Here is a 20,724-nt window from a genome sequence, read left to right on the forward strand (position 1 = left end):
TTTGACCAAAATACACATTTAATGAGTATTTTGGTCAAAATGTGCTTACAATAAAAGCATAAAATCTTTTACAATTTAAGAACTCAAAAATATATCTTTTATATATAATATAAAATTGTATTATGAATAAAGTTAAAATGTTTTTTAAGAATCTTTTTAGTGCAAAAACTTGGAAGAAAGTTTTTTCATTAAACGGATGAAAAAGATGGTTTTTATCACTTTTTATCTTAACGGGTGCAGTAGCTTCAATTGTTGCTGGTACTACTGCTTACACATCAAAAAATGTTAAAAAATCTGTTGAGTATGATGGTGGTCAAGAGTTTTTGATTGAAATTAAAAACCGAGACAAAAATAGCAAGATTAAAGGTTTGGATATAGCAAACTCGATCCAAAGTAGAATCAATGATGGTTCATCTTTTAGTGATGCGATTGTGTCTTTAGAGGGTAATGATAATATCAAAATTTCTAAAAGCGGTCGATTAAGCGCTGATGACCGTAAGAAGTTTGAAAGTTTAGTAACCACTAAATCTACTCTAATTTTCACTGATGTTTCAGGTCAACCACTTTTTAGAAATGGTGTTTTTGTCCAACCTACCGAAAACAACAAAATTGACTGAGAAGATGTTATTAGCAGACAAGATGCAAGTGAAGTTTTACGTACTTTTGTTCCTCCGATTAGCAGCGCAAGACATTCATTTAATTCATTCGGAAGCAATGCTTTTGTTGTTGAAGCGCACTTAAAAAATCGTGCTTCAGAGGCTGAATGAACCAAATTGACTGATTATTTATCAAAAAAACCAAATGGTGAGAAATTTTTATTAACTTGGTTAAACATTGATGAATTAGTAAAAATTGCTAGATCAAAATATTCATCAGACTGAACAGCCGCACAAAAAAACCCTTATAACTTTGTTTATGTTGGTCAACAACCACGATTCCAAAATCAAGAAGGTATTTTAAAACTGCACTCAATTAAAGCAGATAGATATCTTGTTAACAAAGTTGGAGTAAATAGACCTCTTAATGGAGATAGATTTATCATTGGAAATAATGCTTCAGGTGAACCATTCAATGAAGAAGCTGCTAAACAGTTGGCAGAAGAAATAAATTATGGTACTTCACAATATGATCTTGAAGTAGTTTCATCTAACTTTATAACTGCAGAATCAACAAATAATGCATTTGCACTCTCACTAATTGCTATAGGTGTTGTATTTACATTTTTAGCAATTATGTTGCTAGTAAACTATGGTTTATTAGGTGCATTAAGCACAATTTCTATTGCTCTTTATGTCTTCTTAACATTAACTTTATTTACTGTTCTACGTGGAGAATATTCACCAATAACTTTTGGTGCAGTATTAATTGGACTAGCGATTTCCTTTGATGCTAATGTTGTAACACTTTCGCGTCTTAAACAAGAACTTTATCGAGGTGAAAAAATGCGTAAAGCAGTCGCAACAACTATGCGTTCTACTTTACCAAGCTTACTTGACTCCAACATTTTAATTCTTTTAGCTTCCTTTGTTATGTTCTATTTAGGACTTCAAGACATTCGGAATTTCAGTATAAGTATTGTATTTTCAGTACTTGCGATAACTTTTGCTACTTTATTTATAACACGTTTGTGTACAACTTTAATTGCCAACTCAAAATTATTTATCAACCATCCACGTCTATGTGGTTTGCGTCCAAAAAAACTTCATCCATCTTATCAACCAAAATTGCAAAACTTTAATTTTATTGCTAAGGCCAAATGATTCTTGTGAGCATCCCTAATATTTGTTGTTGTTGGTATCATAATTTATTCAGTATTTGCTGGTATAAATAAAGATTTTGCGGCCGGATTTAGTCGTGCTATTGACTTTAGAGGCGGTACTGATATCACAATTCAAGGTCGCGAAGGTTCGAGTTTAAATGAGCCATTAGCAAATCAAATACGACAATTCTTGATTCAAAATGCACACAAAGATAACTTTAAAGAAATTGCAAATTTAGACAAATTAATTACTTTAAATCCACTAGATCAAAATCGTGAGTCATTTAGCCTTGTAATTAAAACAACACAACAAATTCCTACACATGTTCGTGAGCAATTTAAATTTGATGTTATTAATAATTTTGGTGCTTTAAGTCTCGATGTATTAAGTTTTGGTGTAAGTGCTAGCGAATCATTGAACTATACCTTATTTGCTCTGTATGCAATTTTAGCTTCTATTGGTATTGCTTTTGTTTACATATTGATCAGATACAGATGAACTTATGCAATTTCAGTAGTTGTTTCTATTTTGTTTGAATTTATACTAGTTTTAGCATTCTTAGCAATCACTCGTCTTTACATCAACAAAATAGCAATCGTTGCTATTGCTTCACTTATTTTATTCTCACTCAGTGACAAAATTTCCTTGATTGCAAAAGTGAAAGAAATTACATCACTTCAAGCTCATAATGCATATTTAAATAATGATCAAATTTTAGCAATCTCAAACAAAGCATTGCGAGCCAATCTAAAACGTTCATTATTCAATACAATAATCCTAATTTTAATCAATTTAATAGCAACTTTATTCATATTCCCAATTGACTTTTCATTCACTATAACATTGATTTTTGCTTCATTAGTTGTAAGTCTTTGTTCAATGTTTGTAACAATGTCAATTTGAAACAAACTTGAAATGCGTCGTCAAAGAGGAATTGAAAAAAGACACAAAGAAAAATATTGAGCATTACCCGGAAATGATGAACAAATTTTTGCCGGAATCAACGATTTTATTGCTTAATATAACTGCTTAATATAATAAAATAATATCACTACACTTTTTAGTGATATTTTTTTATGGAGGCCAGGCTATGTTTGCACTCTTATACAAACCAAAATCAATTTCATCATTCAAATTCATTCGCGACTTTGCGCGCCAACATAACATCACAAAGATTGGACATTCAGGCACTCTTGACCCCCTTGCCAGTGGACTTTTATTAATTGCCACTGATGATGACACCAAATTAATAAACTTTTTTGCCAACAAAACCAAAACCTACATCGCTACAATTAAATTTGGCTTTGCTACAGACACTTACGATGCCGAAGGCAAAATAATCCAGACTTCATCGAACCGTATTAACAATGAAACTATTCCACATTTACTCAACTGATTCAAAGAGCAAACTAGTCAATATGCTCCAATTTATAGTGCAAAAAAAATAGACGGTAAACGAAGTTATGAACTTGCTCGACAAGGCAAGACAGTTAAGCAAAAAAAACAAAATATCAATGTTTTTTCAGTAAAATTACACGTTTTTGATGAAGAAACTCAAACACTGGTTGTTGAACTCTGCGTGTCTAATGGTACATATATTCGCTCATTATCTCATGATGTTGGTCAAGCTTTTGATACGTGTTCTTATATGGCTGACCTCGAAAGAATCTCAATTAATAATTTAGATAAAAATATTATTCAACCACAAAATACATTTGCTATAATTAATGCCCTACCTTTGATGTCGATACCTGTTTTAGACGTTCAAAAAGATGTGTTAAACATACTATCGAAAGGTTTAAAAGTAGGATACAATCATACAAATGGCCGCTACATTCTTTGCTGCGATGAGCAACGCAAAAATGAGGCTTTAGGTATTGTAAAAATAGAAAACAACACATTAATACCTGTTAAATTATTTGGTAAAAGGTTGAAATAGGAGCAAACATGACTAAATCAAATCTAAAAGACAAAATCAAATTAGCTGCTTTCGATATTGATGGTACATTGCTGCCATATGCACAGCATTCTTTTAGTGATAATGTTTCAAAAATGTTTAAAGAACTCAATAGATCTAAAATTTATAGCACTCTTGCAACTGCTCGAGAATTTGTGACCATAGGTTCTTTAATGAATAAAACTCCACATTTAGACTTCTTTATTGGTGCTAATGGTATGTTTGTCTATGACATCAAAAAACAAAAAATCATCTATGAAAAAACAATTACACTTCATGAATTAAAAGTAATTTATAATGCATTAGAGGATATTCCAGAAGCTAAAGGGCTTACAATTACTGATCTTGAATGATGCTATCATACTCCAGGCATGAACCTTGACACTTGATTTTTAAAACCACACAAAGAAAAAATGCGTCCAATGGACTTTGATGCTATTGATAAAGACCACCTTCATATCATCACAATTCAATCTCTTAATCAAGAAGGAACTGATGCAATTGTAGAAAAAATCAATAAAATCATTGAGCAAAACAATTTAAATGTTGAAATTAATTCAACTTGATATAAAGGTCTTTTTATCACACCAAAAGGTGTAACAAAATCAGACACAATTGATTGACTTGCTAACCATCTTGACCTATCAAATGGTTCAAATGTTATTGCTTTTGGAGACAGTTCAAATGATTATGAAATGATTAGCAATGCAGCCTGAGGTGTGGTTATGCAAGAAGGCGATGAAAACTTAAAAAATATTGCCAAAGATATTGCTCAAAGTGTTGAGCAAGATGGTGCATATCTTAAATTAAAAGAGCTAAATTTAATTTAATGTTTTATAATTAAAAATATGTCTATTTATGTTTATGAATTAGATAATTTAATCGAATTCAAAAAACCAATCTTTATGATTGGTTCTTTTGAATCTTTTCATATAGGACACAATGAATTGTTGCTCAAGGCAAAGGAGTTAAATGCTTTGAGCAACAATGAGCGTGATATTGTGCTTATTTATTTTGCTGATGTAGAAAATTTGCCTAAAAACAACGGAATTAAATTTACTGATGAACTTTATCGCCTCGAGAATTTTGCAAAACTAGGTTTCACAAAGGTATTACGTTTAAAATATGACACAATTAAATTGCTTTCACCCTTTGATTTTATAAACAAAATTACACAAAATCAGCACGATTTTGACATAATTAGCGGTTCTGATTTTCGTTATGGTGTCAATGCTTCGGGAGATGTTAATACACTCAAAGATTTTTTTGGTGAAAAATTTCACTGCATTGATTTAATGAAGTTAGCAAACGAGCAAAAAGTTTCTACATCTTTTATCAAGGAATGTTTGCTGGTTGGCGATATTGAAGTTGTTAATTTACTTTGCCTTTTTAAATATGGTTTTAATACCAAAGTAACACTCAAAAATGATAGAATTCATCTTGATAATGTGCCTAATTTGGCCAAAATTCGTCCCGGTCTATATTGTGCAAACATAATTGTAAACTCGATGGCTTATTACTGTATTTTGTGTGTCTTTAACGATAATTCAATGAGTATTGAGATGATTGACTTTGATTGAAAATCGTATGAGACTTTTGAAGCAAAAATATTAATTCATAAACTCATTAGACCATTTTTTTCTAATGCAATTGAGTCAACAACATCTCAAGATTTTGAGCAAGCAAAAGAGTTTTTTATTGAACAAATTAATTAATTATTTTCCCAAAAGTACTCAAAAATGAGTAAAAATCAATAAAATTGTATTGTAGATTACTGAAAAATTCTTCTTTGAATTTGACAAATGTATGATAGAATACTTATGTTATTAAATAATAAATTTTTGAGCTAGGTTAAATCAATGAATTTACACTTGGCCAAAACATAATATAGGAGTTATTATAATTACAAAAGAACAAAAACAACAATTAGTTGTTAAATATGGTAAAGATGCAAAAGACACAGGTAATACTTTTGTACAAATTGCAATTTTAACAGCAGAAATCGAAGATCTTAAAAAACACTTTGAACAAAATCCTAAAGACAACCACTCACGTAGAGGTTTTTTAGCTAAAGTTTCAAAACGTCGTGTTTTATTAGCTCATTTAAAAAGCAATGATTTCGATTTATACTCAAAAGCTTTAGTTGAACTAAACTTAAGAAAATAAGTCTTCAACTCGCTTCGGCGAGTTTTTATTAAATTTTAAGGGATAAAATATAATAATATTATGACCAAAACTGAAATAAAACAAGCTTTATTAGATGAGTTAAACAAGATAGCAACAAACTTGCAAATAACACGTGAAGTTGTGCTTATTGAACCTAAAGATCATGGTGATTTAACAACCAATATGGCAATGGGAAATAAACACGCAAAACCATTGGAATTGGCTAATAAAATTAAAGAATTATTGACACCTAAATTCAATGAGCTTGGTATAACTAATATTGAAATTGCGGGTCCAGGATTTATAAATTTCTTTATTCAACAAACTTCATTTGTTGCAGAAATCAACAAAATTTTAAAACTAGGTGTAAATTATGGCAAGTTAAACAAACAAGGTAATATCAATATAGAATGAGTTTCAGCCAACCCGACTGGTTATATGCATGTAGGTCATGCTCGAAACGCAGCAATTGGTTCAACAATTGCTAATATTTGTGAGTTTGCCGGACTAAATGTTACTCGTGAGTACTATATAAATGATGCAGGAAACCAAATAAATCTACTTGCAGAAAGCATTTTTGCACGCTATCAACAAATTTTTGATGAAAGTTATCCAATGAAAGAAGATTGCTATAAAGGCGAAGACATTATTTGAGCTGCTCAACAATTTCAACAAAAATATGGCAACAAATTTAAAGGTGTTGAACTCATTAATGAAGTTTTGGATTTATTCAAGACTGAAGGTACTGGACTATTTTTAGAACAAATTAAGCACGATTTAGCTCGTTTTAATGTACATTTTGACAAATATTTCAGCGAAAAATCTCTTTATCAAAACAACTCTCAAGCAATTAAAGATGTTATTAAAAAACTTAAAAACACATACACACAAGACAATGCTTTGTGATTGAAAACCACACTTGATGGTGATGATAAAGATAGAGTACTAATAAAAAGTGATGGTTCATATACCTACTTTTTACCAGATATTGCTTATCATGACGTTAAATTTAAAAGTAATGGCAAAGATCCTATAATACTCAATGTTTGAGGAGCTGATCACTCAGGATATATAAAAAGAATGCAATCAGCCATTAAAAATTTAGGTTATGATGCAAATAAATTGGTTGTTTTGTGTATGCAACTTGTTCGATTGATTAAAAATGGTGAAGAATTTAAGATGTCTAAACGAAAAGGAACGAGTTTTTGGCTCCGTGAATTTATTGATTTAGTTGGCACAGATTCAGCTCGTTTTATTCTCCTTGATAGAACAACTAACACTAAACTTGACTTCGATATTGATTTAGCTAGCGCTAAAACAAATGATAATCCATCATTTTTAGTGCAGTATGCAAATGCTCGCGCTTATTCTCTTTTACAAAAAGCAAATGTTTTAGATAAGCAAATTCAAGCATCAGAATATGAGTCAAAAGCTGAAATTAAACTTGTATCTACGCTTTTAGAATTTCCAAATATTATTGAAAAATCAGTAGAAAAGTTAACTACCAACATTCTTACACAGTACTTAATTAGAATTGCTAAAGAATTTAACTCTTGATACTCAAACACACCAAAAATTCTAGAAATGCAAAACAATAATAGTGCACTTGCATTGGTTAAAGCTGTCAATATTGTGCTAGAAAATGGAATGAAGCTTATTGGAATTTCAATTCCTCATAAAATTTAAATATACTGCGGTATATTTTTTTATGGCATAAATTCCATATTTTTATGTTCTTTACTCATAATTCTATATTTTCGCGTTTTTTTTACTACCCTTTTTTGCTTCGTATATATAATAAAAACATAAAATCAAGGATTTTATAAATTGAAAGGATATAAGAATGAAAATTATTTTAATTGGTGCAAACCACGCTGGAACATCATTTATTAGAACATTAAAAACTGTAAATCCTAATGCAGAAATTACAGCTTATGATAGAAATACAAACACATCATTTTTAGGTTGTGGTATTGCTGTTTGAGTTGCAGGAGAATTTAGTGAACCAGGCGGACTATTCTACTCATCACCAGAAAGTTTAAGAAACGACTATGGAGTAAATCTAAAAACAAGTCACGAAGTAGTTGGTATTGATAGAGCTAAAAAAGAAATTACAGTTCTTGATATTGAAAAAGGTGAAACATTTACTGATACATATGACAAATTAGTATTTGCTGGTGGTACATGACCAATCGAACCAAAAATTAAAGGAATTCAATACAACAATATTGTATTATCAAAACTTTATCAACACGCACAAGAATTAGTTAAATGTGCATGCGATGACCAAATTAAAAATGTAACAATCGTTGGAGCTGGTTACATTGGTGTTGAACTTGTTGAAGCATACCACATGAAAGGTAAAAATGTTACTTTAATCGATGTTAATGAAAGAGTAACAAGCAATTACTTTGGTAAAGAATTCACATCAGTTATGGAAGACAACATGCGTCGTGAAGGTGTTAAATTAGCACTAGGCGAAAAAGTTGTTGAATTCAAATCAAAAAATGGAAACGATGTTTCTTCAGTTGTTACTGATAAAGGTGAATATGCAACTGACCTTGTTGTAATGTGTGTAGGTTTCAAACCTCGTACAGATGTACTTGATGTTGAAAAACTTCCTAACGGTGCAATCATCGTTGATGAATTCCAAAGAACAGTGAGCGATGCAGATATTTATGCAGTTGGTGACTCATGTGCTCTAAAACACGTTGTTGCTGGCGAACCAAGACACGTTGCTTTAGCAACCAATGCTGTTAAATCAGGTCTTGTTGCTGCTCTACACATTGCTGGAGTTAATGTACCATTCCCTGGTGTTGCAGGAACAAACGCAATTAATGTATTTGACTGTCACTACGCAGGTACAGGTTACACATTAGAACAAGCAAAAGCAAATGGATTTGAACATGCAGCAGAAGCTCATTGAGAAGACATGGACAGACCTGAATTCATGAGAACTTCAGAAAAAGTTGCATGTACAGTTGTTTACTGTACAGAAACACTTAAATTATTAGGTGTTCAAATTGGTTCATGAGGTAAATCATTACACGCTGAAACAATTTACATGTTTGCTCTAGCACTTCAAAGAGGTTTAACATTACCTGAAATTGCACTTACAGACGTATTCTTCTTACCACACTTCAACAAACCATTTAACTTCTTCTTAGTTCCTATGTTAAAAGCATTAGGAATCAACTACAAAAAATAGTTAATAATCAATCAACGTGAAAACGTTGATTTTTTATAAAAAACGCATTTCTATTGAAACATTATCAATAAAAATGCGTTTTTTTAAACTTGTTGAATAATTCCATTAATGTCAGCAATTTGATTTTTAAACAATTTAAATATCTCGTCTAGTGATTTAGCTTCTTGTTTTGAGGTATACTCCAATGCATTAAGAAATTTGGTGTATTCATCTTTGTGAAGTTGAGATTTTACAAATGAATAAATTTTATAAATACTTTCAACAGCAATACCAATTGATTGTCTTATAATGTCATCAAATCCTGGAGAAAACTTCAGTGTTGCTTTTGTTGCTTTTAATGTAAATTCTTCAATAAAGGCTTTAAAATCATTTTCCTTTTTCTCAATATTTTTATCTTCATCAACTCCAAACTCTTTTATAGGACTTACAAATTCGCCTTTTAAAAATAAATCTTGAATATATTTACTTTGTTTTAAGAATACATCTTGAGCTATTTTTTTATTTGTTAAGTATTTATGATAATTCTCATCATTATTAATTTTATTTTTCACAATTTTTAGCGTTGCAGCCAAAAGATTTGTTGAAAAACTTGCATCATTTTGCACTTTGATACTTGAATTTTTATTGATTTTTTCTATACTTTCATCAAATTGCTTTGCATATTGAGTTAATATTTCACTTTCAATTTTCTCATTTTCCTTGTGATAATTTATTTTAACAACACTCTCAACTTGTTTATTACCACTCTCAACTTGTTTATTTTGACAACTAACAACTAGTGAAACTGGCACAACACTCACAAGAGCTGATAAGCCATACAATTTTTTTATTTTGAACATGTTAACCTCTAAGTAATTTTTTAATTTAATTGTAAGAATTGTATGAAATATATATGATTTTGTGGCTAATTTTCAATTAATATTAAATTAAATATATAAATATATTAATTAAAAATGAAAAAATTATAAAATATAGACATATTTATATTTGAAAGGATAGTTAAGATGAAAATAATATTAGTTGGATCTAACCACGCCGGTACATCGTTCATTAGAACACTTAAAACTGTTATTCCTGATGCTGAAATTACTGCATATGAAAGAAACACAAACACATCATTTTTAGGTTGTGGTATTGCTGTTTGAGTTGCTGGTGAATTTGATGAACCAGGCGGACTATTTTACTCTTCTCCAGAAAGCCTTAAAAACGATTATGGAGTAAATTTAAAAGTTAACCACGAAGTAATCTCGATCGATAAAGAGAAAAAAGAAGTTACAGTATTAAACCTTGAAGATGGAAGTAAATTTACAGACACATATGACAAATTAGTGTTTGCCGGTGGTTCATGACCAATCGAACCAAGAGTTAAAGGTATTGAATTTAAAAACGTTGTTTTAGCTAAAACATATGAACATGCTAAACATTTAATTGAATATGCTAATGATCCAAAAATTAGAGATGTAGCAATTGTTGGTGCTGGTTATATCGGTATTGAATTGGCTGAGGCATTCCATATCAAAGGAAAAAGAGTTACTGTTTATGATATTAAATCACACATAATTAACCGCTACTTTGATGATAACTTTACATCAGTTCTTGAAAGAAAAATGGCTAGTGAGGGTGTTAAATTAGCATTAGGCCAAGAAGTTGTAGAATTCAAATCACAAAACAATAAGGATGTTAGCTCAATTGTAACTGATAAAGGTGAATACAAAACCGATTTAGCAGTTATCTGTATTGGTTTTAGACCTCGTACTGAAGCAATGACTGAATTGATGAAAACAACAAATGGTGCAATTATTGTTGATAAATTCCAAAGATCAGTATCAAATAGCGATGTCTATGCTGTTGGTGATGCTTGTGCATTAAAACACTCAGTAACAGAGAACAACAGAAACGTAACATTTGCTACTAACGCTGTAAAATCTGGACTAGTTGCTGCTCTTCATATTGCTGGACTTAACATTCCTTTCCCTGGAGTTGTTGGTACTAACGCATTAAACGCATTTGGATGTCATTATACTTCAACAGGTCTTACAAGAGAGGTTGCTCGTGCAAATGGTTTTGAAGATGCTGAATCAGTAACCTGAACAGATATGGACAGACCAGAATTTATGAAATCATCTGAAAAAGTTGAGTGTTCAATTGTTTATTCTCCAAAAACATTAAGAATTTTAGGAGCTCAAATTGGTTCATGAGGTGAATCAGTTCACACTGAAACAATTTATATGTTTGCTTTAGCAATTCAACAAGGTTTAACAATTCCAGAATTAGCACTTACAGACGTATTCTTCCTACCACACTTCAACAAACCATTCAACTTCTTCTTAGTTCCAATGTTGAAAGCTCTAGGTCTTAATTACAAAAGATAATTAATAATTTACAACGGGTTTATCCCGTTGTTTTTATACTTACTTTTGAGTACTTTTGAGCAAATTTTGATACTTCATTTAAATATGCTATATTTTGTCATATTTACACATTTTTGAGTACTTTTGGTCAAAAAAAATAACTCATTTAGAGTTATCTATGCACTTATTTTTTGATATTAGGATCAAAGACACCAATAAAAGGAATTCCACGCAATTTTTCATCATAATCTAGTCCATATCCAACTAAAAAAGCATCCTCAACAATGAAACCTGATTTATCAGCATTGAGATCGACTTTTCTATGATAAGGCTTATCCATTAAGGTTATAATTCGATAACTTTTTGGATTACGAGATTTTAGCATATTGCTTATTTTGTGTAATGTAACACCTGAATCAATAATATCTTCAACAACTAAAACATCTTTATCCTGAATATCTGTTTCAAGGTCCATAATAATCTTCACATTACCACTTGAAGCACTTCCACCCGCATAACTTGAAGCAATCATAAACGCCATCTCATTTTCAACAGTTATATCCTTTACAAGTTGTGCTAAAAAAGGAATCGCACCTTTTAGCAGTCCAACTAAGACAAGATTTTTAGAATCTTTATATGTTTCATTGACTCATTGAGCCATTTCTTTGATTTTTGTTTCAATTTGTTCTCTTGTAAAAAGTATTTTTGTAAATCTTGGATCCATAATTACTCCTTTAATTTATTTTAGTTCTTTTAGACTTGCTGAAGTCAAAATTGTTAATTATTTCAATTGCTTCGCCAAGTATTTGGTATTCATTTTTGCCTGTGCTTTCAATTACAACATATGGAATGTTATATGTTTGCATTAAATTGATATAAAAATCTTTATAAACAGCATGAAGTTCTTTGAAATAGGTCTCATTTTGTTGATAATTATCTATTTCACTTTGCCGACCACGTTTAAGAATGCGTTCTTTGAACGTGTCGAAGTCTATATCAATATAAATTGCTAAATCAGGATTTTCACTTGAGTCAACAAGATTAGAAAATAATTTATCAAATGCCTTGAGATATTTTGGAGGTTTTTCTTTAAGTGTCACAACTGCAAAAATATAATGCTCAAGGTTAAATCGATCTAAAAAAATATGATTTTGTTGATGATTGTAGCCTAAAGAAATGAATTTTTGTAAGCAATGTTGTAATGAGTTGGATAGACTTTCAATAATAAAGGACTGAAAACCTAAGTCAATATTTGGCTGTTTTTCATAAAGCCACTTTAAAAATGTGTTGAAAACTTCATCATTTTCTTGAAATTCTTCAAGAAGCATTGAGTTTTGAAAATGTTTGTGCAAGCCTTTTGAAAGTGTGCTTTTACCACAACCTATCATTCCGCTAATACCAATAATCATATTAGTTTATAAACCTTTGCTTTTTACTGAAATCAAAATTTTCAATTATTTTTATTGCTTCTTTAAACACTTCTTCTTCGCTTAGGTTGTTGGTGTCTATAATAACATAGTCCATATTGAATTTTTTTGCTTGTTTTTCAAATGTTGAGCGATACACACTGTGCAGTTTTCTAAAATATGGTTCATTTAGAGCATAGTTATCAGTTTCAACTTCTCTACCTCGAGCAAAAAGCCTCTTTTTAAATGTTTCAAAACTCATATCGAGATAGATTGCTAGGTCAGGTGTTTCATTAGGGGTGATAAGTTCATTAAACATAGCATCATAGCCTTGCATATATTTAGGACCTTTTGTTTCTAAGTTCACACTTGCAAAAATGTAGTGTTCAATACTGAAGCGGTCAATAAAAATATGATCTTTTGCGTGTTTTTTGTGTGCTAATTTAAATTTTTCAAGTAATTCAGACAGTTTTGTTGTGTGTGATTCAACAACATAAGACTGAAAACCAATTGTTAGGTTTGGTGTTTTATTATAAAGTCATTTTAAAAATTGATTAAAAACTTCATCATCTTCATCAAATTCCTTGAGCATCATTGATGAAGGATAATGGTTCAAAAGCCTCTTTGTTAAGATGCTTTTTCCACTACCAATCATTCCACTTATACCTATTAACATATCAACCCCCTAAAATTTTTAAAAAAAAGTAATTGAATAATTACTTATAAACTACATCAATTACTCTAATTGAATATTTATTTATTGCATCAACTTCGATGCTTTCACCAATGTTAGCTTCAGCTAATGCTAAAGCCAAAGGCGATTCATTTGAGATTTTACCATTCAATGGATCACTATCATGCACACCCATAATTGTGACTTGTTTAGTTTCACCAGTTTCTTCAATTTTGTATGTCACAGTCGCACCAACGCCGATTGCAGAATTTGATGTTACTGATTGAGTTTTTATAACTTGTGCATTTTCAATAATTCTTTCAAGTTCTCTAATTCTTGCTTCAACAACACCTTGCAAGTCTCTTGCTGCGTCATATTCAGCGTTTTCAGACAAGTCACCCTGCGCACGTGCTTCTTTAAGAGCTTGTTGAACCTCAACACGTTTTACATTAACTAATTCATAGTATTCTGCTTTATATTTATCTAGTGTTTCTTGTGCTAAATAAATGGTTTCATTGCTTTTATTATTCATGATAAATCTCCTTTATTTATGTTATTTTATCAATTTGTTAGTTTTGTGATTGCATATTGTTCGATTTTTTTACAATGTATAAAAATTTGGCTTTTTGTTGAACTATTTCATATGGAATTTGCGCTATTTTTAATTGAGTTATGAGCGGATCATTGAATGTTTTTTTTCTATTATCTTGTCTAATAATTAGTATTCCATTAGGGGTTAATTTTTTGTAGAAAACTTCATAAAATGTGATGTTATTAACCTCAGAATTATGTGCATAAATTAGTTCAAAAGATTCATCTTTTAACTCGTTTAAATTTTTCGTTTGCACACATTTTTCAAAGTAATGCGGAAATTTTTGTTTGGCAAGATCCATTTTTTTATTGTCTAGGTAGTTTGCTAAAACACTGATGTTTGCATTCGAGAATGCTAATAGCGAAGATACTTCATATTCAAAGTTTTTTGAAACAAAAAGTACATTTTTTGCATCATTTAAAAAGACATTATTGATTAAACTATTCACATCTTCATCAGCACTTTTTGAGCCAAAAAAATCTTTAAGTTCATATGGAACTTTATTCCAGTTTTCGCCTCGCAACTCTACTAATTTAGCCTCGTTTGAAACGTTGTTTTGTGAGTTAATTTTTTGCTTAATTTTTCTCACTTTTCAACGTGCTCAAAAGAAGACAATTAGACTTACTAAAGCAACAACAATCATTGAAGCAAACAATGTTCAGTATGCTCAAGGCGGTATTGAAACTAAAGGTTTTTCGCCTTTATCATTGTTGCTATTTAAAATAAAATTTAGATTATTCAACAAGACTACCTCCATATTCCAAAAATTCATTCAATATTATCATTGCAGACATTGTGTCTTTAACTTGTTTAACTTTTTTGCGTTTGATGTTGGCTTGTCTTAATGATTGTTGAGCTTTGATTGTCGAACCATACTCATTAACTGTATAGATTGCTCTATTAAAATGTTGTTTTAGACGTTGTGCAAATTGAAAACACATATGAGTTCGTTCTGATCAATCACCATTAGATCTCATTGGTAGACCAATGACCAAAACACTGATATTTGAGTACTTTTGGTCATAAAACTCAATTTGCTTGATTACCGAATCAAATTCATTTTCTGCAAAATGAATAGTTTCAAGACCTAGTGCAATATCAATATCTGCATCAGTGATTGCAAAGCCACAAGTTTTAGTGCCTAGATCTAAGGCGAGTTTACGCATTAAATGCCTCAATTACAATGTTTTCTAGATTGTCTACATTATCAACTTTGCCCATTGCTAAGATTGCGCTACCACCGCCACGCGCATTTAATTTTTGAGCAAGTGAGCGGAAAACTTTGTTTACATCAATCGTTTTTGAAGCAAGAGCTAAAAGGATTTGTTGACCTGATTGAGCACCTAGAATAATGTGTGCATGAGGAATTTTTTCACGCAGTGTTGAAGAAATAACTTTAATTCGACTAGCATCCACGGATAAATTGATGTAGAAGTCTTTGTTATTTATTTTTGTTGTTTGCACGTTTTCAAAATCGAATTCAACATTAGATTTTTCTTTGTTGAACTTTTTGAAGTCTGCTCGTGCTTTTTCAATTGCTTTGTGAAGAAGGCTTAATTTAGTTTCTAAATCAATGCTAGATTGAATTTCAAGTGAATAAGTAGGGTCTAATGAACGAACTTTTGTAATGATATTTTGCAATTCAGTTGAATAAATTTCAATTTGCTCAGCCAAAAATTTATTCACCAATTCATTAGATGTTACAACTCTAAATCTATATACACCTGCTTGTTTTTTATCAACACTAGTGATTTTGAAGTTTTCAAGAATAGAACTGTGAGCTAAGTGAGTTCCACCACAAAGGTCGGCTGTTTGGTTAGCTCACTTAACAATTCTTACTGCTTTAGGGTCCATATATTGATCTTCTTCAATTGTCATGACTGCATGCTGGCTCTTTGCTTCTTCAATTGTTGCTATTATGTATTCACGTTTGATGTCTTTTGCAATGATTTCACGCATTTTTGCTTCAATTTTTGCAATTTGTTCATCAGTTGGTCTTGAGTCTCCAGGGAAGTCAAAAGTAAATCTACTTTCAGTAATATCTGATCCAAGTTGTTTGATGTGAGGTCCTAAAACTTCACGCATTACTGAAAACATTAAGTGTGTTGCAGAGTGATTACGTGCACAATTTAAGCGAACATATTCATCAACATAACATTCTACTGGTTTATTTGCATTAATTTTGCCTTCAACAACATGAATATGGTTGCCGAACTTGTCTTTAAATACATCAATAATTTTAATTTTGTTTCCATCTTGCAACATGTAGCCTTCGTCATGTTTTTGTCCACCGCTTGTTGCATAAAAAGGAGTTTTGTCAAGAACAACATATGATTTAGCATCGCTTGTTGTGATACGTTTTTCAGCATCTAAAAGTTCAATAATATTGCTTTTGTATTGAGTAAAATCATAGCCAACAAAGGTTGAAATTTTTTCTTTTATAAGCGAAAGAGAGTTAATTGCTTTTTCCATTCCACTTAGTTTATTTCCTTTACTTGCAGCAATGTGTTGAGCTTTAGCTTGCTCGAATTGTTGCATATTGACTTCAATACCTTTTTTTTGCAAAATTTCAGCAGTTAGTTCAATTGGAAATCCGTATGTTTCAAGGAGGTGGAATGCAATTGCACCATCAAAAATTTTGCTGTCTTTTTCAATGTGTTGTTCAAGTAGTGCTTTACCATTTTCAATAGTTTTTGCAAATAATTCTTCTTCATCTTTAATAGCTTTTGCAACTAGATCAACGTCATAGTTGAAAGGTAGAGAATCATGAACTATTGGAACAAGTTTGTGTAAGAATAACTCATGAATTCCAAGCTGCATTCCTTTGTAGATTGATCGACGTACTAAACGACGAATGATATAACCACGGCCAACATTTGAAATATGCTCACCATCGCCTAATGCATTTGCTACTGCTCGAATGTGGTCGGCAATTATTTTGAAGTTTGTGTTAATTTCGCGTTGTTGAGGTTCTTTGGTAAAGTAGTTATTGATGTCATAACGGTAGCTTGTGTATTTTTCAATTTCATGAATAATGCCTAAAAATAAATCAGAATCATAGTTTGTTGGAGCATCTTGCATAATTGAAACAATACGTTCAAAACCTGCACCGGTATCAATGTTTTTTTGTGCAAGTTCAGTGTATTTGTTGTCGCCTTCATTATTGAATTGACTAAAAACTATGTTTCAAATTTCAATATATCGATCATTTTCAATATCATTAATCAATAACTCAATACCACGTGAGTCATATTTTTTGCCACGGTCAAAAAATATCTCTGTACATGGACCACAAGGACCAGCACCAACATCTCAAAAGTTAGTGTCCCTGCTACCCTTTATAATGTGAGACTCATCAATGCCTAGTGAAAGTCATTTATCACGTGTTTGAGTATCTTGCTCATAGTAAGTGAAGTACAATTTTTCTAAATCTAATTTGAGTTCTTTGGTTAAAAATTCATATGCAAACTCAATAGCTTCAATTTTAAAATAATCACCAATACTGAAATTACCGAGCATTTCGAAAAAAGTGTGATGTCGAGAAGTGACTCCAACGTTTTCAATATCATTGGTTCGAATTGCTTTTTGTGAGTTGGTTAGTCTTTTGCACGGTGGTATTTTTTTGCCACTAAAATAATCTTTTAAGGTTGCAACACCTGAATTAATTCACAAAAGAGAAGGGTCATTGACTGGTATTAAACTTTTTGATTCAACAATAAGATGTCCTTTTGATTCGAAGAATTTAAGTCATTTTTCTCTAATTATTTTTGAGTTCATTTTTTCTCCTATACGTAGTCTTTAAGTTGTTTATTCAAGTAAATTTTCTCAATTATTGCTCCGCCTAAACATTTTTCACCATCATAAAGCACAACTTGTTGGCCTGGTGTGACTGCTTGTGATTTAGATGGATAAAAAACACGCAATTCATTGTTGTCTAAAATTTCAATGCGCACTGGAATATCTGCTTGACGATACCTAAATTTTGCAGTTAAATTATCGGGATTAAAATCAGTATTATTTAAATTTAAATTTGATGCTAGCAACTCATCTGATTCTAAATAAGACATATCAGAAGCAGGAGCTACATAAACAATATTATTTTTAACATCGTGCCCGCAAACATAATGTGGCTCACTCATTCCACCAAGATTTAAGCCTTTTCGCTGTCCAAGTGTGTAATAATAGCAGCCTTCATGAGTTCCAACTTGTTTTTTAGTCACAATTGAAATAATCTTACCTGGTGTAGCAGGGATATAATTTTGCAAAAATTTTGTAAAATTACGCTCGCCTATAAAACAAATACCAGTTGAATCTTTTTTTTGCGCTGTGACAAGTTCTAATTTAGAAGCTATTTGTCGAATTTTGTCTTTTGTGTAAAAAGCTAAAGGCATTAATACTTTTGAAAGTTGCGCACTGCTAAGTTGTGCTAAAAAATAACTTTGGTCTTTATTTTGGTCTTTTGCTCTATATAAATGACCATTTTCTACACGAGCATAGTGACCCATAGCAATAAAATTGGCACCTAAATTATTGAATGCATGCTTTGCAAATGCATCAAATTTTATGTATTTATTGCATAAAATATCCGGATTTGGTGTGCGTCCTTTTTTGTATTCTGAAATGAAATTTTCAAAAACATTGTTCCAGTATTCTTTAACAAAATCAATGCGATGCAGTTTAATATTGAGTTTTTGTGCAACTTTTAGAGCGTCTTGATAGTCTTGTTCTTGAGGACAAATGTCTTTTGAGATGTTTTCGTTTCCTAAAAAATCATTATTGACCATTGAGTCTCAGTTGCGCATAAAAAGACCTTCGACTTCATAACCTTCTTCAAGTAAAAGAGCAGCGGCAACTGATGAATCTACGCCGCCCGACATACCTAAAATAACCTTTTGTTTTGCCATTTTGCTCCTTTACTAAATAAATAAAGCCAACCAAAAAGGTTGGATAAAATTAATAATTATCAGTAAAACATACTCTTATGTTTTGTGGTTTTATATCAATTAAACTTTCAAAGCGAGACTGAAATTCGCTTGTGAATTGGTCAATAACTTCGCCTAAATTTTTGTTTCTTTTGACTTTGACATCAATGATGAAAGATGCATTACTAAAATCTTTGTTAAAAACGATTTTAGGTGTGCCATCTAATTTGATATTTCCTACTTCTGAAGCGCATTGTTGAATTAATTGAATCAAAACATCTTCAGAAACAGAATATGTTTGATTAAGTCCACTCGAAACGGTAATAACATTCATTATTTGCTGCCTCTACTTACATATTTTCCAGTTTCAGTTGAAATTACAATCAATTCACCTTCTTTAATAAACATAGGTGTATCAAGTTCATAACCAGTTTCAACTTTAACACGTTTTTGAGGGTTAGTTGTTGTATTGCCTTTTACAGCATCAGGTGCTTCAACAACTTCAAGAACTACAGAAGAATCGAGTTCAACGTCAAGAATTTCTTCACCATATTTTCTTATTTTTACTGAAGATCCTTCTTTAAGGAAGTTTAATTCTCACTCAACATGATTTACTGGAATTTCAACTTGTTCATATGTTTCATTGTCCATTAAGATAATATTTGCACCATCATTGTAAAGATAGTTCATTGGTCTTTTATCAATATGTGCTTTTTTCATCATTGTGCCACCTGTATATGACTTAATAGTGATAGCACCAGTTCTTAGGTTTTTTACTTTTGCTTTAACGTTAGCTTGACCTCGACCTTGTTTTGAGTGTTGAGCTTCAATAACAACAAAGATTTCACCTTCGTCTTCAAATGTTATTCCACCTTTGAAAGTATTAACATTAATCATTATTATTCTCCTAACAAATTAAATATAGTTAATTTTAATATAAAAGTTAAAATCTAAAAATAAATAATTAATATTTTATTCTAATGCAAAATGAAATAAAGATTAAATGTTGCAATTTTACTAATATACACATTTTTGAGTACTTTTGGTAAAAAAACAACATTTATTTTTCTAAGGATAATTTAATTAAAAATAATCTATTTGCTGTTTTTTTAAAAATTAATTAGGTTATTTAAAAATGAATATATTTATTTTAATATAATTATAAATATTAATATTAAGGGGCAAAATATGAGTAATGAATTGAAGCCAAAAATTAGATTTAAAGGGTTTGTTGATGCTTGAGAATTAAAAAGATTTGACTCTTTACTGGAAGTATCTAAAGTGAAAAATAATCATAATTTCTTTAATCGCAGCGATGTTCTTTCTGTTTCTAAAGAATATGGAGTAATAAATCAAATTATGTTTCTAGGTAGGAGTTTTGCTGGTAAACTGTTGAATAATTACAAGATTTTGAAAAAAGATCAGTTGGTATATACAAAATCACCACTATCAGATAATCCATATGGAATTATTAAATGTAATAAGCATATTGATGGCATCGTATCATCATTATATGCTGTCTATAATCCAAAAAACATCATCAATCCTATCTTTATAGATCATTTCAAATACCAAACAGAATGAACCTCTTAGTTAGAATTCAACTAAGGAATACAATTTTGTTATGGAAAATCAGAGATATGCAGCAAAAAATGATTTAATTTTCAGACAAATTACAAGGCATAGCGA

Annotated in this window: 20 protein-coding genes; 9 read left to right on the forward strand and 11 right to left on the reverse strand. The window is 30.8% G+C overall.

The window, feature by feature from the left end:
- The first annotated feature begins 122 nt into the window (after positions 1 to 122).
- The 7 genes from secDF to E1I18_RS01485 all read left to right on the forward strand — a co-directional run bounded on the left by secDF (position 123) and on the right by E1I18_RS01485 (position 9,091).
- On the forward strand, positions 123 to 2,780 hold the full coding sequence (gene secDF, locus E1I18_RS01455; protein ID WP_141483826.1) for a protein translocase subunit SecDF: 2,658 nt from the start codon (positions 123 to 125) through the stop codon (positions 2,778 to 2,780).
- Between the two features lie 70 nt (positions 2,781 to 2,850).
- Positions 2,851 to 3,699 carry a tRNA pseudouridine(55) synthase TruB gene (truB, locus tag E1I18_RS01460; RefSeq protein WP_141483827.1) on the forward strand — a complete coding sequence of 283 codons (849 nt, stop codon included), beginning with the start codon at positions 2,851 to 2,853 and terminating at the stop codon, positions 3,697 to 3,699.
- An 8-nt stretch (positions 3,700 to 3,707) separates the two neighbouring features.
- Positions 3,708 to 4,547, forward strand: coding sequence for a YcsE-related riboflavin metabolism phosphatase (locus tag E1I18_RS01465; RefSeq protein ID WP_141483828.1), 840 nt, complete (start codon positions 3,708 to 3,710; stop codon positions 4,545 to 4,547).
- An 18-nt stretch (positions 4,548 to 4,565) separates the two neighbouring features.
- Entirely contained in the window at positions 4,566 to 5,432 is an 867-nt protein-coding gene (locus tag E1I18_RS01470) for an FAD synthase (RefSeq protein WP_141483829.1), read from the forward strand.
- 184 nt (positions 5,433 to 5,616) lie between these two features.
- The gene (gene rpsO / locus E1I18_RS01475) at positions 5,617 to 5,883 is read left to right on the forward strand and encodes a 30S ribosomal protein S15 (protein WP_141483847.1); all 267 of its coding nucleotides are present in this window, start codon (positions 5,617 to 5,619) and stop codon (positions 5,881 to 5,883) included.
- Positions 5,884 to 5,943: 60 nt separating this feature from the next.
- Positions 5,944 to 7,569 (forward strand): arginine--tRNA ligase, encoded by a 1,626-nt coding sequence (argS, locus tag E1I18_RS01480; RefSeq protein WP_141483830.1) that lies wholly within the window; start codon positions 5,944 to 5,946, stop codon positions 7,567 to 7,569.
- Positions 7,570 to 7,726: 157 nt separating this feature from the next.
- Complete coding sequence (locus E1I18_RS01485) at positions 7,727 to 9,091, forward strand: FAD-dependent oxidoreductase (RefSeq protein WP_141483831.1); 1,365 nt, start codon at positions 7,727 to 7,729, stop codon at positions 9,089 to 9,091.
- A gap of 83 nt (positions 9,092 to 9,174) precedes the next feature.
- Here E1I18_RS01485 and E1I18_RS01490 read toward each other — a convergent pair whose 3' ends face one another.
- Entirely contained in the window at positions 9,175 to 9,930 is a 756-nt protein-coding gene (locus E1I18_RS01490) for a hypothetical protein (protein WP_141483832.1), read from the reverse strand.
- Between the two features lie 165 nt (positions 9,931 to 10,095).
- Here E1I18_RS01490 and E1I18_RS01495 point away from each other — a divergent pair, with 165 nt between their 5' ends.
- Positions 10,096 to 11,463 (forward strand): FAD-dependent oxidoreductase, encoded by a 1,368-nt coding sequence (locus E1I18_RS01495; RefSeq protein ID WP_141483833.1) that lies wholly within the window; start codon positions 10,096 to 10,098, stop codon positions 11,461 to 11,463.
- Positions 11,464 to 11,626: 163 nt separating this feature from the next.
- Here E1I18_RS01495 and hpt read toward each other — a convergent pair whose 3' ends face one another.
- The 10 genes from hpt to efp are packed head-to-tail and all read right to left on the reverse strand — an operon-like array spanning position 11,627 to position 19,932.
- On the reverse strand, positions 11,627 to 12,166 hold the full coding sequence (gene hpt / locus E1I18_RS01500) for a hypoxanthine phosphoribosyltransferase (RefSeq protein WP_141483834.1): 540 nt from the start codon (positions 12,164 to 12,166) through the stop codon (positions 11,627 to 11,629).
- 10 nt (positions 12,167 to 12,176) lie between these two features.
- Entirely contained in the window at positions 12,177 to 12,851 is a 675-nt protein-coding gene (locus E1I18_RS01505) for a deoxynucleoside kinase (protein ID WP_141483835.1), read from the reverse strand.
- A 1-nt stretch (position 12,852) separates the two neighbouring features.
- Positions 12,853 to 13,524: a deoxynucleoside kinase gene (locus tag E1I18_RS01510; RefSeq protein ID WP_141483836.1), complete on the reverse strand. Its 672-nt coding sequence runs from the start codon at positions 13,522 to 13,524 to the stop codon at positions 12,853 to 12,855.
- A gap of 40 nt (positions 13,525 to 13,564) precedes the next feature.
- Positions 13,565 to 14,053, reverse strand: coding sequence for a transcription elongation factor GreA (greA, locus tag E1I18_RS01515; protein WP_141483837.1), 489 nt, complete (start codon positions 14,051 to 14,053; stop codon positions 13,565 to 13,567).
- 37 nt (positions 14,054 to 14,090) lie between these two features.
- A complete protein-coding gene (locus E1I18_RS01520) occupies positions 14,091 to 14,855 on the reverse strand; it encodes a BC85_0335 family putative methyltransferase (protein WP_141483838.1) in 765 nt (254 codons plus the stop codon).
- On the reverse strand, positions 14,848 to 15,279 hold the full coding sequence (gene ruvX, locus E1I18_RS01525; RefSeq protein ID WP_141483839.1) for a Holliday junction resolvase RuvX: 432 nt from the start codon (positions 15,277 to 15,279) through the stop codon (positions 14,848 to 14,850). The genes E1I18_RS01520 and ruvX overlap by 8 nt, the downstream gene beginning before the upstream one ends.
- On the reverse strand, positions 15,272 to 17,890 hold the full coding sequence (gene alaS, locus E1I18_RS01530; RefSeq protein ID WP_141483840.1) for an alanine--tRNA ligase: 2,619 nt from the start codon (positions 17,888 to 17,890) through the stop codon (positions 15,272 to 15,274). The genes ruvX and alaS overlap by 8 nt, the downstream gene beginning before the upstream one ends.
- 8 nt (positions 17,891 to 17,898) lie before the next feature.
- Positions 17,899 to 19,017 (reverse strand): tRNA 2-thiouridine(34) synthase MnmA, encoded by a 1,119-nt coding sequence (mnmA, locus tag E1I18_RS01535; RefSeq protein ID WP_141483841.1) that lies wholly within the window; start codon positions 19,015 to 19,017, stop codon positions 17,899 to 17,901.
- A gap of 49 nt (positions 19,018 to 19,066) precedes the next feature.
- Positions 19,067 to 19,369, reverse strand: coding sequence for an MMB_0454 family protein (locus E1I18_RS01540; protein ID WP_141483842.1), 303 nt, complete (start codon positions 19,367 to 19,369; stop codon positions 19,067 to 19,069).
- A complete protein-coding gene (gene efp, locus E1I18_RS01545; RefSeq protein WP_141483843.1) occupies positions 19,369 to 19,932 on the reverse strand; it encodes an elongation factor P in 564 nt (187 codons plus the stop codon). The genes E1I18_RS01540 and efp overlap by 1 nt, the downstream gene beginning before the upstream one ends.
- A 291-nt stretch (positions 19,933 to 20,223) precedes the next feature.
- Between efp and E1I18_RS01550 the strand changes: the two genes are divergently transcribed.
- A complete protein-coding gene (locus E1I18_RS01550) occupies positions 20,224 to 20,628 on the forward strand; it encodes a hypothetical protein (protein WP_141483844.1) in 405 nt (134 codons plus the stop codon).
- The last annotated feature ends 96 nt before the right edge of the window (positions 20,629 to 20,724 follow it).

Origin of the sequence: Mycoplasmopsis mucosicanis, assembly GCF_006546935.1 — a bacterium.
Taxonomy (GTDB): Bacteria; Bacillota_I; Bacilli_A; order Mycoplasmatales; family Metamycoplasmataceae; genus Mycoplasmopsis; species Mycoplasmopsis mucosicanis.